This is a genomic window from Porifericola rhodea, assembly GCF_030506305.1.
GTDB classification, from domain to species: domain Bacteria; phylum Bacteroidota; class Bacteroidia; order Cytophagales; family Cyclobacteriaceae; genus Catalinimonas; species Catalinimonas rhodea.
Genome location: NZ_CP119421.1, coordinates 3,923,498 through 3,938,371, shown reverse-complemented (window position 1 = coordinate 3,938,371; position 14,874 = coordinate 3,923,498). Strand labels below are relative to the sequence as shown.

Here is a 14,874-nt window from a genome sequence, read left to right as displayed (position 1 = left end):
TACGCACTTCTCCATGCTCAAAAATTACATCAAGATTGCATACCGAAACCTACTGAAGAATAAGATATTTAGCTTTATCAACATTTTAGGGTTGGCTATAGGTATGGCCGCGTGCCTGTTGATTATACATTATGTACGTTTTGAACTAAGCTATGAAAACTCTCATGAGCATGCTGATAACATTTATAGAGTTACCTTAGACCTTTACAATGGTTCTGAATATGTCGTGACCGACTGCGAAACCTATGGCCCCCTGGCCCCTATGCTCAAAGAAAAGTTTCCTGAAGTACTCAACTTTGTCAGGATGTTCCATAATGAGGTGCAGGAAGTAAAAGTAGGCGACAGCAGGTTTTATGAAGATCAGGTCTATTTTGCTGACTCAACGGTTTTTCAGGTTTTTACTTACCCACTACGTTATGGTGACCCTCAAACCGCATTGGTAGCTCCGCATCAGGTGGTACTAAACGTGAGCACAGCTATCAAGTATTTTGGTAAAGCAAATGTGGTTGGAGAAGCTATTGAGCTAAATAATGAATTGTACCAGATTTCCGGAGTAATGGAAGACCTCCCTCCTAATACTCACCTGAAGTTCAATTTTTTACTTTCTCATACGACGATCAACAAAATGTGGGAGTGGTATGAAAAATATGGGTGGAGTGGAAACAATGAATACACATACCTGCTCATGCAAGAAGGTACAGATTTAACAGCTTTTAATGATAAACTTTTGGCACTTTCCAGAAGCCTTGAAGATAAAATTGATGGTGATATTTTTGTAGCCGAACCTATTAACGACATACACCTTTATTCTCATAAAACATTTGAGCCTGAAGTAAACGGTAAAGCAGAAGTAGTGTATACCCTACTGATTATTGCGATATTCATTATTATTATCGCATGGGTAAACTACATAAATCTATCTACTGCCCGAGCTATTGAGAGATCTCGCGAAGTAGGTATCAGAAAAGTTATGGGCTCTGCCCGTGCTCAACTCATTACTCAGTTTATGCTGGAGTCTTTTATCGTATGTTTACTCGCCAGCACCATTGCTCTTACACTATTGCAACTGAGCCTTCCTGCTTTTAGAGATATTGCCGGTCAACCGCTGCCACTCAACGTAGTGCAAGACCCTTATTTCTGGTATCTGGTGCTTAGCATACTTGGGATCGGAGCAGTAGTATCGGGGCTTTACCCCGCATTGGTATTGTCTTCTTTTCGTCCGGTTATGGTGCTTAAAGGCAAACTGAAAACTTCTACTCACGGACAATGGCTTCGTAAGGGCCTGGTAGTAGCTCAATTTGCGGCTACTATCGCTCTTCTGGCTGGTACTATCACTGTTTATTTACAGATTAAACATTTGCGCGATCAGGATCTTGGCGTAAATGTGAAGCAGACACTGGCTCTACATACCCCGCTCTTAAATGTAGATGACTCACTTTACTACACATCATATATCAGCTTTAAAAATGAGCTGATCAGGGAAACAGAAATAGAAGAAGTAGCTCTCTCTGAGTCTTTACCCGGCTTGAGTTTACATGAGTTGAGCACTACAACGGGTATACAAAGAGTAGGTGATGAGGAAGCAAACGGATACAACTATTATATTATTCGTATTGATGAGGACTTTATCCCGCTCATGAATATTGAGCTTATTGAAGGTAGAAACTTTGATAGGCAGGGGGATTATAGCAGACAGGTCATTATTAATGAAGAAGCGGTAAAAACTTTGGGTTTTTCCAGTGCCACAGAAGCCGTAGGTGATCAAATTACTGCCGGTGGAGATGCCAATACTATTATTGGAGTCATTAAAAATTATCATCAGCGTTCTCCCAAAGAAGCGCATCTGCCTATGATTTTCCCATACTTAACTACTGGTAGCTATTTTACTATGAAGCTAAACTCGCAGCATATGCAGCAGAGGCTGGCCGAAATAGAAGAAGTATGGCAGAGGGTATTTCCTGATAATGCTTTTAATTACTTTTTTCTGGATGAAAAGTACGATCAGCAGTATCGCGCTGACACTCAGTTTGGGCAAGTGATTGGCATTTTCTCAAGTTTAGCGATTTTCATTGCATGCCTGGGACTGTTTGGATTATCTTCTTTCACCATTGTTCAGCGCACCAAAGAAATTGGGGTGCGTAAGGTATTAGGTGCTTCCGTGGCACAAATAGTCCGCTTACTTTCTCAGGATTATATCAAACTGGTTTTGCTAGCCAGTATTATTGCTTTACCCTTGGCCTATATTGCCCTTCAGGCCTGGCTGGATGGTTACGCGAGCCGTATAAAGATGAGCTTCTGGGTGCTTGGTAGTCCATTAATAATTGTACTGCTCATTGCGGTAATTACGGTAAGCATACAAACTATAAAAGCAGCATTCGCAAATCCCGCCAGGTCGCTGAGGTATGAATAACATTTTGGTGTTATTACCTTCTCTTGAAAATGCGCTCTGTTCATGACAGCTGTTTTTCAGTAGTTTGAGTTTAAATGTGAAATTCTGTAGTAACATTTCAGTCTAAGGTTTTATCATTATTATCGTTCTTGCTAATCTTGCTACAGTTGATTATCGTTGCATAAGTATGTCTGCAGGCTACTGATGAAGATGTAGTATTAAACATGCCTTCTCAGCAACAACAGAAAGCCGAAGCATCCGTTCAATCAAGTAAATTCAAGTTTTATGCAGCGACTACTACTTTTTCTGACCCTCATTTTTTCAATTTCGGCCTGTAAAGATTTTGATTCTACCAAAATTATCGCGCCTACCGATTTCCAGATTGAGGCGGTAAGCATGAGTCTGAGTACAAATGTGCATCCTACCAATGTAGCTGCTCAAAAGGTAGAAGACGATAAACAATATACTCTGGTGGGTGCCACACTAAGGCATCGGGGTAAAGAAATGGTAGGTATCTGGCTTTTTGACGAAAACGATTCTTCATCCATCAAAAGTATTAACGAAACTGCTCAGGCATACTCCCCTTTTCCTATGCAAAGCAAATTACAGGTGACTAATGAGGCTCGTAATTTGTCGGCTTTTCTGCTGAGGTAACTTCTTTAAAACAAAAAAAGGTGCCCTTGCAGGCACCTCCTTAGTTTTAGTCTTCCTTGTCTAGTATTTTTTCTATCCGGTAAAGAACATCATCCAGATGTACTCTGGTTTCTCTGTTGTTGTTTCTGCGAAGCGCCTTGCCAATATCCTCCTGTAGCATATTAAGCTCTTCCCGCACAATCGCCCTGATATCAGACTGGCTAACATCTACGTCTGTCCAGCCGAAGTAAGCTTTAAAACCACTAGACATACTGCCGATCTCATTGTTAAGCATATAAGCCATACGCTCCAGATAAGCTCTTTGCAGATTTCTGCGATAAGGGTCTATATTACGCCTCCTGTAAACCTCAGACCAGATACCCTCGCGTAGGTCATCCATCATTTCCAGCGCGGTATAAGTATTGCCTCCACTAAGTGCTTCTGCCTCCAGTTGACGTGCCAGGCGCTGAGGGGCTAGCAAATCTTTCAGTACATTTTCCTGAAATTTACGCACTCTATCCAGTGCACCGGCATGTTCTATTCTGTTTAATATTTCCTGGTCTATCATCCACTCAGGCGTTTCAAAAGCATGTTCTACTAAAAAGTCCATCGCTCTTTTCTGGTCTTCTTTAGCAACCACTTCGTAAACAGTCCCTTCCTGCCCATAAGTTTTATGGTTTTCGTATACACCACCAACATTCTTAGTTACATGGCCCATGTAGCGGTACCACTGCACAATAACCTGCTCATAGATTTCTTTTAGCTCATCAAAAGTTTCGTCTTCACGATAAGTCCACTCTAGCAGTTCAGGAACTATCCGCTTTAAATTAGCAAGGCCATAACCGCTAGCTTTTACAGCATCGTCTCCTAAATCTTCGTTTTGAGAGCGAGGGTCAATTTTAGCCCCGGATTGGCGTCCGTAGAAGTAGGCCGGATCGTCAGCTCTTTCTTTCACCCATTCGTCCAGTACTTCCTTATCATCTTCCGGAGAGTCGCTATCAGGAAAGTAAGTATAGCCCCATTTAATTGACCAGTCATCGTACTCACCTACCTGAGGGAAGAAATCTGTTACTCCATCTTCTGGCTGCGCAATGTAGTTGAAGCGGGCATAGTCCATAATAGAAGGTGCAGTACCATACTTAGCTGTAAAAGAAGGAGAACGCAAAGAGTCTACCGGATAAGCGTGGCTAGAGCCCCAGTTATGCGGTAAACCTAGTGTATGTCCTACCTCGTGAGCTGCTACAAAGCGAATAAGCTCTCCCATCAGTTCCTGCTCAAACTCTACTTTACGAGCTTCAGGATTAGAGGCAGCAGTTTGTATAAGATACCAGTTGCGCAAGAGGTTCATCACGTTATGGTACCATAAAATGTCGCTTTCCAGAATCTGGCCGGTACGGGGGTCATGCACATGAGGTCCCTGCGCATTTTGTATAGGTGTAGTAATGTAGCGAATTACTGAGTAGCGCACATCTTCCGGGCTAAATTCAGGATCTTCTTCCTTGCTGGGTGGGTCTTTGGCGATAATCGCATTTTTAAAGCCTGCTGCTTCAAATGCTTTTTGCCAGTCTTCTATTCCCTTCTTAAGGTATGGTCTCCACTCCATAGGAGTAGCCGGATCCAGATAATACACGATAGGCTCCACAGGCTCTACGAGTTCTCCGCGGGCATAAGCCTCCTCATCTTTAGGTACCAGTTTCCAACGGGTAATATACTCGCGCTGAAAAGCCTTCTGCTTATCCAGACCATAGTCATACTGCTCTATACTAAAGTAACCTACTCTGTCATCTGCCAGACGAGGGCGCATAGGATTATCCGGTAGCAGTATCATAGACTGGTTCATCTCCAAGGATAATGTACCAGCTTCGGTATCTGCGGGAGGAGCATCGGCATCGTAAGTAAGTACGTGGCGTATTTCCAGATTTCTGGGGTAGCTATGGATATGCTGTATAAAGCTTCGCCCTCCATCCAGCCTTTTAACTTTAAATTTTTTGCGCTGGCTATCATTTAGAGCGCTGATAATTGGAATATCGCTGGTAAAAAAGTCATTAACCTTGATTAGTACAGCACTGGAGTCTTCGCTGATGGTTTCAATAGCAAAGCTTTGAATAACTGGTTCAAAGTTATTGTTTTTAACTGACTGATAGATGGGCTTATCCATATCGGCCACATCTGTATAAGATACGTGGCGCATGTATATTTTCTTTTCTTTACGCTCAAACCTGATAACCTGCTGAGAGCGTGCTTTCATACCAGCCCCCCCGAAGCTCAGGTTCGGCGTTACTCCCGAAATACGACTTACCAGCAGTATCTCTCTTTCCAGAAGCGTGTCTGGTAGTTCAAAATAATAGTTGCCATCTACTTTATGAACCACAAACAGCCCACTGTCAGACTCTGCTTTATCGGTGACTACCTCATCATAGGCAGTAAACTCACCTTTTTTCTTTTCTTCGGGAGCTGCTGACTCTGCTCCTTTTTTAGAAGATGAACGGTTAAAAACCGAACAACTTGCCAAAAAGACGCAAAAACATAAGGTCAGGAAGTTGATTTTTTTTCTGTTCATTCTCGGGTATTAATTAAAAAAAGATTGTGAAGACTTTTTTGAGGCTAAAGTCTAATAAGAGAAGTGCGAATTAAACTATTTCTGGAGAAGATATCAACAAATAATTAATACTCTCAAAATCAAATACTTGACAAGAATATATATCTTTAAGTACGAAAATAATCGTATACCAATTTGCAAGTACGACAAATATCGTATATTATTGAAGTACGATACTAATCGTAGTAATTATGAAAGCAAAAGACAGCAATACTCCTAAACCCACCGAGGCCGAACTGGAGATACTTCAGGTTCTCTGGCAAGATGGCCCCGCTACAGTACGAGAGGTACACGACAAGCTAGCCGAAAAACGTGACATTGGCTATACGACTACGCTTAAAAACATGCAGAATATGGTCCAAAAAGGCATGCTTAGTCGTAACGAAAAAAGCAGAAGCCATATTTATGAAGCCAGTTTAAAGCAGGAAGTTACCCAGCAGATGTTGCTGGATCGTTTTATGGATAGCGCTTTTGGCGGTTCAGCCATGAATCTGGTGATGCAGGCTTTAGGCAACCGAAAAACTTCAAAGGCAGAACTTCAGAAAATTAAAGCACTTATCAACAAACTGGAAGGAGGCGAACAATGAAACTTTTCACTTTTGACCATCTGATGGAAGCTCTCGGCTGGACGCTCTTGCACTCTATCTGGCAAAGCAGTTTAATAGCCTTTTGTCTTTATTTAATTTTAGCTTTTGCCAGCAAGCTAAGTCCCAATCATAAATATATTTTAGGCGTAACTGCGCTTATATCTGCAACTATTTTCTCTACAGCTACCTTTCTGGACCTTTACTTTTATCAGCAACCTGCTTTGGAAAGTATAAAAGCAAATGCTAGCGAAATACAGTCGCTTTCCGCACTGGATTATCAAATGGTTTACGAAACGGAAGAAAGCATGGAGGCTGAAGCTCCCAGTTGGCAACTCACTGATTTGGTCAGCGTTGTTCAATCTTTCTTAAACCAGAACATACGATGGGTAGTAGGTGCGTGGATGCTGGGTGTTGTCCTGTTTTCAATAAAATTCGGAGGTTCATTATTTTATGTAAACCGGCTAAAAAAGAAAAATGTAGCACCCCTGAGCCCAAGATGGCAGAAACGACTACGGGAAATGGCCAGTCAGCTGGAAATGCGTCAGGAGATAAAGCTTTTGCGATCAGAAATTGCCAAAGTACCCATGATGATCGGACACCTAAAGCCTGCCATCCTGATACCGGCGTCTATGCTAAGTGGTTTGCCAGAAGATCAGTTGGAAGCGGTTATTGCACATGAACTGGCACATATTTATCGTCGCGACTACTGGATTAACATGCTACAATCTTTACTTGAGATTGTATTCTTCTTCCACCCGGCTGTATGGTGGATGTCTTCGCTGATACGCGAAGAGCGAGAGAAATGCTGTGATGATTTGGCGGTGCTCCTAGCAGGAGATTCCCTCACTTATGCTAAAGCACTGGCTAATGTTGAAGAAGTAAGAATGCGAAATGCAGAAATGGCATTGGCAATTACCGGAGGAAAGGAGAATCTGTTTCAGCGAATTGAGCGTATTTTACAGCCTGAAAAACGTAGAAGTAACCAGACCGCAAGATTAGCAGCCTCAAGCCTGGCCATTGTAATGGTTCTACTGCTGGGTACAAGTGGCGATAGTATCGCCTACCGACATAGCGAAGTGTGGAATTTTTACGATCATATTACTATGGATTATCCCTATGCTACGCAAGATACCAGCATACAAATAGATGAGGAACTTGATCTGGATATCATAATTGAAGAAGATATTGAGATGGACGAAACTATTGAAACTGTGCTTGATATTGAGGAATCTGTAGATGTTGATCTTTCTGACACCATACCGACAGATTTGGAGGCAAAAATTGCTTATATCCATGTACATCAGGATAGCATAATAGCTCAGGCACACAGGGCAACAGTTTACGCGCAACAATTTAGTCATGGGCCTGCACTTAGCTTGAATTATCATTCCGATAGTTTTCCTGACTTTTCAGCAGCCTTTCCAGATAGTTTCCCAAATATAAACAGCCATATTCATGACAGCTTTGTAACTTTAAAAAGTGTGCGTTTTGATTCACTGGCAAAACTGGCTGAGCTATCGCATCTCTCTCCAATACTAGCTCGGGTGGACTCTACCATAGCAGTATTAGACCTAAACAGTTTGCAAACTGATCATTTCTCATATTTGCAGGATACTACCATTCAGAAAAGGTTAAGAGAGCTGGAGGAAAAAATGCGTAAGAAAGAAAAAGAGTTTAACCAACTGATACAGGAAAAGGAGCGGATGATTCAGAAGCTGATGGAAGAAAAGCAAATAGAGTTGAGAGCACATCAGGAGTTGTTTGAAAGGCAGATGGAAGAACATGAAAGATTGCAGGAAGAGCATATGGCAATACAGGAAAAGGCTATGGAGGAAGAAATGAAGCAGCAGGAAAAAATTATGGAAGAACAGGAGCGTATACTTGAAGCGCAAGCGCGAGTGTTGGAAGAGCATGAACGAATGATGGAGAAAGAAGAAGAATTAATGGAGAAGTCAGTGCTGGCTTTAGATCAGGAGCTTATAAATGACGGGTTGGTAAAAAAAGGTGAACGTTATAGCTTTAAGATTTCTGATAAGCAAAACAACCAAAGCCTATATCTTAACGATAGCAAACTCTCCGATGAGCTCTTCAAAAAATACAAGGACTGGCTGAAAAAAAGTGATCAGTTTGATTTTACTGAAGGTACTACACTTAGTATTAGTAGAGTAGCGGAGTAAATGTACAGTACACCATTCTAAATAGAGCAGCTCCTTAGCTGCTTTTTTTATGTATTTATAAGCCGCTAAATGCCAGAGGTTTAGTAAAAAAACATACATCTAAATATGTTTTCCTTATCCTTTTAGCATTGAGTTTCAGTATAAATTGCTTTAAATTGTTTATACAGATTTGTAATGCATTTTATTTCTAAAAGGATCATAAAATGGGAGGAAGAGGCACAATGACTAGCACTGATTTTGAAAAACTGCCAAGAGAAAAAAAGTGCAAATATGTATGGAACCGTTGTAACTTTCTGGCTACGCGTTTTCATCACGACCAGCAGCGTCGGTTTAGAATTAACCTCTACCACAATGGTAGATTTTTTGTAGAAATATGGTACAACAGTAAGTATGACTATATAGGAGATATTTTTTCCTTTACTGATACCAAACTGTTGGACCCATATCTTGAAGGCATACGCCTGAAAACTTATCAGGAATAGTAGCAGATCACCCTTTTACCTGTTTAAGGGTGATCGCTTTAGCGATAAAAGATAGTATTGCTACAGATCCTAATGCTATACCAATAGCTAGCCATTCTCTACCTCCGAGCATTTCCAGTTCAAAAATTTCTCTTAGCCCGGGAGTATATATAAGCACTGCCTGTAATATAAGGCTTGCACCTACACCTATCCACAGCCATTTATTTGTAAATACAGGAATAGCAAAATAGCTCCTCACTGCCAGTAGCAGTACAAACTCAGAAATTACCACATACGTAAACGCTGTAGTTTGTGCCAAGGCTAGTTGCTCCTGATCGTTACCACCAGCCCAATAGAATAGTATCAGCGCCCCAATAGTTGAGATAACAGAGAGCACACAGGTAAGTATCAGTTCTGGTTTGGGTAAAATACTGGTACTTCCGTGTTTAGGCTTACGCTGCATTATGTCTTCGCCATAAGGGTCTACCGCTAATGCCAGCGCAGGAGCTCCATCAGAAATCAGATTAATCCATAACAGCATTATGGCTGTAAGAGGTAAACTCCAGCCCAGAAGGGTAGCAATAAATATAATAAGCACCTCAGACAAATTACCCGAAAGCAGGTGCATAATGGCCTTTTGAATATTATCATAAATACCTCTCCCCTCTTCTATAGCATGTACTATATTCGTAAAGGAATCGTCCATAAGTACGAAGTCCGAAGCCTCTTTGGCCACATCAGTACCTGAACCAACTGCCACACCGATATTTGCTTTTTTAAGTGCTGGTGCGTCATTAACACCATCACCGGTCATGGCAACCACATTTCCACGGCGCTGCAATGCTGAAATAATCTTTTGTTTATGCTCTGGAACAACTCTAGCGAATACGCTAGCACCTTTTTCCAGATGTTCCTCCAGCTCCTCATCCGACATATTACCAAGCTCTGAGCCTGTAAGTGCCTCTCCTTCTATTCCAACATCATTGCCGATCGCGCTTGCCGTTTCTTTATAGTCACCAGTAATCATAATTACCCGGATACCCGCATCTTTGGTAATTTTAATAGACTCTACCACATCGGGTCGCGGAGGATCTATCATTGCCTGCAAGCCCACAAAAGTGAGGTCTTCTTCTTTAAAGTCACTGTTTTTTTCTTTGTAGGCAAATGCCAAAACGCGTAGTGCCTGCTGAGAAAACTTGTTTACCTGCTCCCTGATCTTTTCTCTTACCTCTTCAGTCATTTCTACTTTGTCTTCACCCTGCAAGGCATGCGTACATACTTCCAGCATCTGGTCCGGAGCGCCTTTGGTATACACATACTCATTACCACCTTTCTTGACCAGCACACTCATACGCTTGCGGTCCGAGTTAAAAGGAATTTCATCTATACGTTCGGCCTCACCATTTACCTTCGCCTTATCTGCAGAAACTAAGAGCGCCGCTTCTGTGGGGTCTCCAGATATTTTCCACTCTCCTTCGTCTTTGCCAATAGAAGAATTGTTGCAGAACTTGCCAATTTCAAAGAGTAGTTCAGATACACTTTCTTTAATTTCGCCTTCGGGCTCATATCCAGAACCTTCCACTTCAGCCTCTTGCTCTAATGTCCAGGCTTTCTTTACTGTCATCTGGTTTTGGGTAATGGTTCCGGTTTTATCAGAACAAATAACATTGCAGGAGCCTAAAGTCTCTACCGAAGCCAGCTCTCTTACCAGAGCTTTCCTTTTCAGTAATTTTTTTACACCTGCGCTTAAAGCAATGGTTACTACTGCGGGCAAACCAGATGGCACTGCGGCTACGGCTAGTGCGGCAGCAACAAGTAGTGCATCAAGCATCGCCTTCCAGGAAAAGCCACTTTCCATATAATTTCTGATTCCGATGACTGCCAGCACAATTACACAGATGGCGATAACCGCATACCCCAGACGCTTACCAAAACGATCCAGGCGCTTTTGTAAGGGTGTTAATTGTTTTTCGGAAGATTTAACCATTTCGGTAATCTTGCCAATTTCAGTCTCCATTCCGGTTCTTACCACCACGGCGCGTGCCGTTCCGTTTTGCACATTGGTAGAGGAGAAAAGCATATTGTGCTGATCTCCAATCTGTACTTCTTCATCTTGTTTATCAGCACTTTTTTCTACCGCAAGGCTTTCACCGGTAAGGGCAGACTCTTCTACTTTTAACTCTTTGGCTTGAAAAATACGAGCATCGGCAGGTATTTTGTCTCCGGGTTCCAGATAGATTACATCTCCTTTGACCAGGTATTTAGAGTCAATCTCTTTGGTTTTGCCATCTCGCACCACTTTAGCATTGACTACGCCCATCTCTTTGAGGGCCTGCAATGACTTTTGAGCACTCAGCTCCTGATAGTACCCAATAATAGCATTGGCGATCAGAATAGCGGCGATTACAACTGCATCAGAGTATTCCTGTAATACAAGGGATAACACCAATGCAAACAGCATGATGTAGATGATAAATGATTTGAACTGATTCAGGAAAAGCTTGAGCTTGTTAATCTTAGTCTCGGTATCCAGCTCATTGTAGCCATCTTTTTCCAGGCGTTGCTTAGCTTCCTGTTCTGAAATTCCGTCGGGTGATGAGTTTAATTCTTTAAAAACGTCATCAGCAGGTTGAAGGTAGTGTTCCAAGGTTTTTAGCTTAAAAAATATTAGTCATAAAAAAATTGATCAATCACACCTGAAACAACGAAAAAGGCTACTGAAGTGTTTACACACCCTAGTCCAGTTCTTCAAAAATATGAAGTAGCTCGCTGAGCATCATTGCAGTAGCTCCCCAGATAGTTTTGCCAAGTATCTGAAAGGCAGGTGCCTGAACTATTCCTCCTGTATAAATAGGCACTTTTTTCAAGGAATAGTTTTCCGGGTTTTGCAATGCATTCATACTGACATCAGTAATTTCGGCAACTTCTAGTGGGTCTGCCTGATAAGTAGGCTTATCATTAGTAATAGCAAGTACGGGCGTAACCGTAATATTACTTGGAGGAATGTACAGATTGGATAAAGGCCCTACTACCTGGTTTCTTTGAACATATACCCCAATCTCTTCATGTGTTTCTCTCAGCGCTGTAGCAATAATATCTTTGTCCTCTGCTTCTACCTTACCTCCGGGGAGTGCCATCTGCCCACCATGCACACCATCATAGTCTGGCCTTCTGATCAGGGGTATCCAAAGCTCTCCTTCATCATAATACAAAAGCATAAGTACTGCAGCTCTACGCGTATGGCTGGGAACTTTAACGCGAGCGTTACGATGCACCTGGGTAGACATTCTAGTATGAGCCTGCCAACCCGGCAAGCCTTTTTCTAATCTGTATTTGAGCGAAGTGCTAAGTTCTTCAAGATTCATAGTACTACATTTTTGGGGCTGTCTATCTAAAATCAAATGTTATGCCGACTGCTTCTGCTTCTGCTTCTGCTGCTCATACGTATAAGCTTGAGCCGGAGGCTTATAGGCAACAGTTATCTTCTGGCTATTAGTTTCACAGGCTTATATTTGGCAGATATATCACTTGGGCTAAACAAAAAAAGCCGCTACCTACCATATTTTTATGTAGATAACAGCTCTTTTAATAAACTGATTTGATATTTATTCTACCTCATCTATTACTAGGTTGTGGTTAGTATAAATACATATATCTGCTGCGATGTGCAGAGAGTCGGTCACGATTTCTTTAGCAGATAGCTGAGGAGCATGTTTTTTCAGTGCCATGGCGGCAGACTGAGCATACATACTACCTGAGCCTATGGCCGCAATTCCGTTTTCGGGTTCAAGCACATCTCCATTCCCGGAAATAATCAAAATTTCATCTTTATCGCAGACGATCATCATGGCTTCCAGTTTACGAAGATAGCGGTCTGTGCGCCAATCTTTAGCAAGCTCTATAGAGGCTCTTTTCATATTTCCGCTATAGGCTCCCAGCTTTTCGTCAAAGCGTCCGATAAGTGTAAAGGCATCAGCAGTAGATCCGGCAAAGCCTGTAATGATTTTCCCATCCTGTAGCTTGCGAATTTTTTTTACATTGCCTTTGGCCACTGTATTGCCCATGGTGGCCTGTCCATCGGCACCAATGGCTACTTTACCATTGTGGATAACAGCCAGTACTGTAGTTGATCTTACTTTTGGCATTATTAAAAAATAGTATGTTTAAACAAAAAAAGGCCCTGCATGGGGATGCAAAGCCTTTCTAACAAGTGTATCAGATTATATTAATATTCTGATAGGATCTTCCATATAAGACTTGAACGTCTGCAAGAAAGCAGCACCTATCGCCCCATCTACTGCACGGTGATCACAAGAAAGGGTTACTTTCATTACGTGTCCGGGTACGATTTGACCGTCTTTAACTACCGGGGTTTCTTTAATTCCGCCCACGGCAAGTATACATGCATCTGGTGGATTAACGATAGCCGTAAACTCTTCTATACCAAACATTCCTAAGTTTGAAATGGTGAAAGTGCTACCTTCCCAATCTTTAGGTTGCAGTTGCTTGTTTTTGGCTTTTAATGCCAGGTCTTTAACTTCGGCAGAAATATGAGAGATTGTCTTATTATCTGCATAACGAACGACAGGTACTAAAAGGCCTTCATCTACGGCTACCGCAATTCCAATATTGATATGCTGGTTGAAGCGCATTTTATCTTCCCTCCAAGAGACATTAACCTTAGGATGCTGGCGAAGTGCTGCGGCAACTGCTTTTACTACTATATCGTTAAAAGAGATTTTTACAGGAGCAATTTCATTCATGCTTTTACGAGCTGCCATTGCCTTCTCCATGTTAATTTCCATGGTCAGGTAGAAATGTGGCGCTGTAAATTTGCTTTCCGACAAACGGCGAGCGATTGTCTTACGCATTTGAGATACTCTTACCTCTTCGTAACGCTCTTCGCCTACCACTTCTGGTAACTTAACAGGCGCTGGTTGTTTGGCAGTATCTTTTTGTGCACTGGCTGGTTGTTCGGCCTGTTGAGAAGACTGTGCCGCGGCAGGCTGATAGCTTTCTACATCTTTCTTAACTACACGACCATTTTCCCCACTTCCAGATATTTTGCTTATATCAAACCCTTTTTCTTCAGCCATTTTGCGAGCCAGCGGAGAGGCTTTAACGCGTCCTCCTTCGGTACTGGGCGTCGAGCTAGATTCTGCATGAGAGGGCGTATAAGCCGGAGCATCTTTTTCAGCAGCACTTGTATCCTGACCATTGTCAGAGCTACTTTCGCTAGCTTTACCACCAGACTTTTGTGCTTTCAGCAGTTTTTCGTAATCGGCTCCTTCTTCACCTATAATTGCAATAACTCCATCTATAGCTACAGATCCTCCCTCTTCTACACCAATATAGAGTAGCGTACCATCTTCGTAAGATTCCAGCTCCATTGTTGCTTTATCAGTCTCTACCTCTGCCAGAATATCACCAGACTCTACTTTGTCACCTACATTTTTGAGCCATGAGGCGATCACACCTTCGGTCATGGTATCGCTCATTTTAGGCATGGTTACCACAGTAGCATTTACATCAGAGGCATCAACAGTTTCTTCGGCCTCAGCGCTGTCGCTGTCAGAAGAGGCTTCAGACTTTTCTTCTTCCTGACCACCAGAAGGGGCTGCACCGCCTTCAATATCTTTAAGCAAGCTATCTATATTTTCTCCTTCTTCACCTATAATTGCAATTACGCCATCTACCGGTACCGCTTCGTTTTCCTGTACACCTATATATAGCAATGTGCCGTCTTCAAAAGACTCCAGCTCCATTGTTGCTTTATCTGTTTCTACTTCAGCGAGGATATCACCAGATTCTACTTGATCGCCTACTTTTTTCTGCCAAGAAGCGATCACACCTTCTTCCATGGTATCGCTCATCTTGGGCATTCTTATTACTTCTGCCATAGATTTAGTTCGGAATATTTATTTGCCTAAAATAGTTTTTATTCAAAGCACGCTGCAATATGCAAAAAACGAAGCCAAATTACAGATGATAATAAACTATATCAATTAGAAAATGCCTTATTTGTTTT

Annotated in this window: 10 protein-coding genes; 5 read left to right on the top strand and 5 right to left on the bottom strand. The window is 42.1% G+C overall.

The window, feature by feature from the left end; all coding sequences use genetic code 11:
* The first annotated feature begins 13 nt into the window (after positions 1-13).
* Together PZB74_RS16190 and PZB74_RS16185 are read left to right on the top strand one after the other, a co-directional pair.
* The gene (locus PZB74_RS16190; RefSeq protein WP_302237963.1) at positions 14-2,410 is read left to right on the top strand and encodes an ABC transporter permease; all 2,397 of its coding nucleotides are present in this window, start codon (positions 14-16) and stop codon (positions 2,408-2,410) included.
* Positions 2,411-2,674: 264 nt separating this feature from the next.
* The gene (locus tag PZB74_RS16185) at positions 2,675-3,043 is read left to right on the top strand and encodes a hypothetical protein (protein ID WP_302237961.1); all 369 of its coding nucleotides are present in this window, start codon (positions 2,675-2,677) and stop codon (positions 3,041-3,043) included.
* A gap of 46 nt (positions 3,044-3,089) precedes the next feature.
* Here the strand turns inward: PZB74_RS16185 and PZB74_RS16180 are convergent, their stop codons facing one another.
* A complete protein-coding gene (locus tag PZB74_RS16180) occupies positions 3,090-5,582 on the bottom strand; it encodes a zinc-dependent metalloprotease (protein WP_302237958.1) in 2,493 nt (830 codons plus the stop codon).
* A 230-nt stretch (positions 5,583-5,812) separates the two neighbouring features.
* On the opposite strand from PZB74_RS16180, the gene PZB74_RS16175 reads away from it, so the two are divergent.
* The 3 genes from PZB74_RS16175 to PZB74_RS16165 all read left to right on the top strand — a co-directional run bounded on the left by PZB74_RS16175 (position 5,813) and on the right by PZB74_RS16165 (position 8,867).
* Positions 5,813-6,208: a BlaI/MecI/CopY family transcriptional regulator gene (locus PZB74_RS16175; protein WP_302237957.1), complete on the top strand. Its 396-nt coding sequence runs from the start codon at positions 5,813-5,815 to the stop codon at positions 6,206-6,208.
* Complete coding sequence (locus PZB74_RS16170) at positions 6,205-8,385, top strand: M56 family metallopeptidase (RefSeq protein ID WP_302237956.1); 2,181 nt, start codon at positions 6,205-6,207, stop codon at positions 8,383-8,385. Before PZB74_RS16175 ends, PZB74_RS16170 begins: the two co-directional genes overlap by 4 nt.
* A gap of 203 nt (positions 8,386-8,588) precedes the next feature.
* The gene (locus PZB74_RS16165; protein WP_302237953.1) at positions 8,589-8,867 is read left to right on the top strand and encodes a hypothetical protein; all 279 of its coding nucleotides are present in this window, start codon (positions 8,589-8,591) and stop codon (positions 8,865-8,867) included.
* A 7-nt stretch (positions 8,868-8,874) separates the two neighbouring features.
* Here the strand turns inward: PZB74_RS16165 and PZB74_RS16160 are convergent, their stop codons facing one another.
* The 4 genes from PZB74_RS16160 to PZB74_RS16145 all read right to left on the bottom strand — a co-directional run bounded on the left by PZB74_RS16160 (position 8,875) and on the right by PZB74_RS16145 (position 14,746).
* Positions 8,875-11,493 carry a cation-translocating P-type ATPase gene (locus tag PZB74_RS16160; protein ID WP_302237952.1) on the bottom strand — a complete coding sequence of 873 codons (2,619 nt, stop codon included), beginning with the start codon at positions 11,491-11,493 and terminating at the stop codon, positions 8,875-8,877.
* A gap of 88 nt (positions 11,494-11,581) precedes the next feature.
* Positions 11,582-12,211 carry an NUDIX hydrolase gene (locus PZB74_RS16155; protein ID WP_302237950.1) on the bottom strand — a complete coding sequence of 210 codons (630 nt, stop codon included), beginning with the start codon at positions 12,209-12,211 and terminating at the stop codon, positions 11,582-11,584.
* Positions 12,212-12,451: 240 nt separating this feature from the next.
* On the bottom strand, positions 12,452-12,991 hold the full coding sequence (gene hslV, locus PZB74_RS16150; protein ID WP_302237949.1) for an ATP-dependent protease subunit HslV: 540 nt from the start codon (positions 12,989-12,991) through the stop codon (positions 12,452-12,454).
* Between the two features lie 75 nt (positions 12,992-13,066).
* Positions 13,067-14,746, bottom strand: a complete 1,680-nt coding sequence (locus PZB74_RS16145) for a pyruvate dehydrogenase complex dihydrolipoamide acetyltransferase (RefSeq protein ID WP_302237946.1) — start codon at positions 14,744-14,746, stop codon at positions 13,067-13,069.
* Between the last annotated feature and the right edge of the window lie 128 nt (positions 14,747-14,874).

Coding starts and splice junctions, on each gene's coding strand:
- PZB74_RS16170 (WP_302237956.1), top strand. CDS start 6,205: ATGAAACTTTTCACTTTTGACCATCTGATGGAAGCTCTCGGCTGGACG.
- PZB74_RS16185 (WP_302237961.1), top strand. CDS start 2,675: ATGCAGCGACTACTACTTTTTCTGACCCTCATTTTTTCAATTTCGGCC.
- PZB74_RS16155 (WP_302237950.1), bottom strand. CDS start 12,211: ATGAATCTTGAAGAACTTAGCACTTCGCTCAAATACAGATTAGAAAAA.
- hslV (WP_302237949.1), bottom strand. CDS start 12,991: ATGCCAAAAGTAAGATCAACTACAGTACTGGCTGTTATCCACAATGGT.
- PZB74_RS16165 (WP_302237953.1), top strand. CDS start 8,589: ATGGGAGGAAGAGGCACAATGACTAGCACTGATTTTGAAAAACTGCCA.
- PZB74_RS16180 (WP_302237958.1), bottom strand. CDS start 5,582: ATGAACAGAAAAAAAATCAACTTCCTGACCTTATGTTTTTGCGTCTTT.
- PZB74_RS16175 (WP_302237957.1), top strand. CDS start 5,813: ATGAAAGCAAAAGACAGCAATACTCCTAAACCCACCGAGGCCGAACTG.
- PZB74_RS16145 (WP_302237946.1), bottom strand. CDS start 14,746: ATGGCAGAAGTAATAAGAATGCCCAAGATGAGCGATACCATGGAAGAA.
- PZB74_RS16190 (WP_302237963.1), top strand. CDS start 14: ATGCTCAAAAATTACATCAAGATTGCATACCGAAACCTACTGAAGAAT.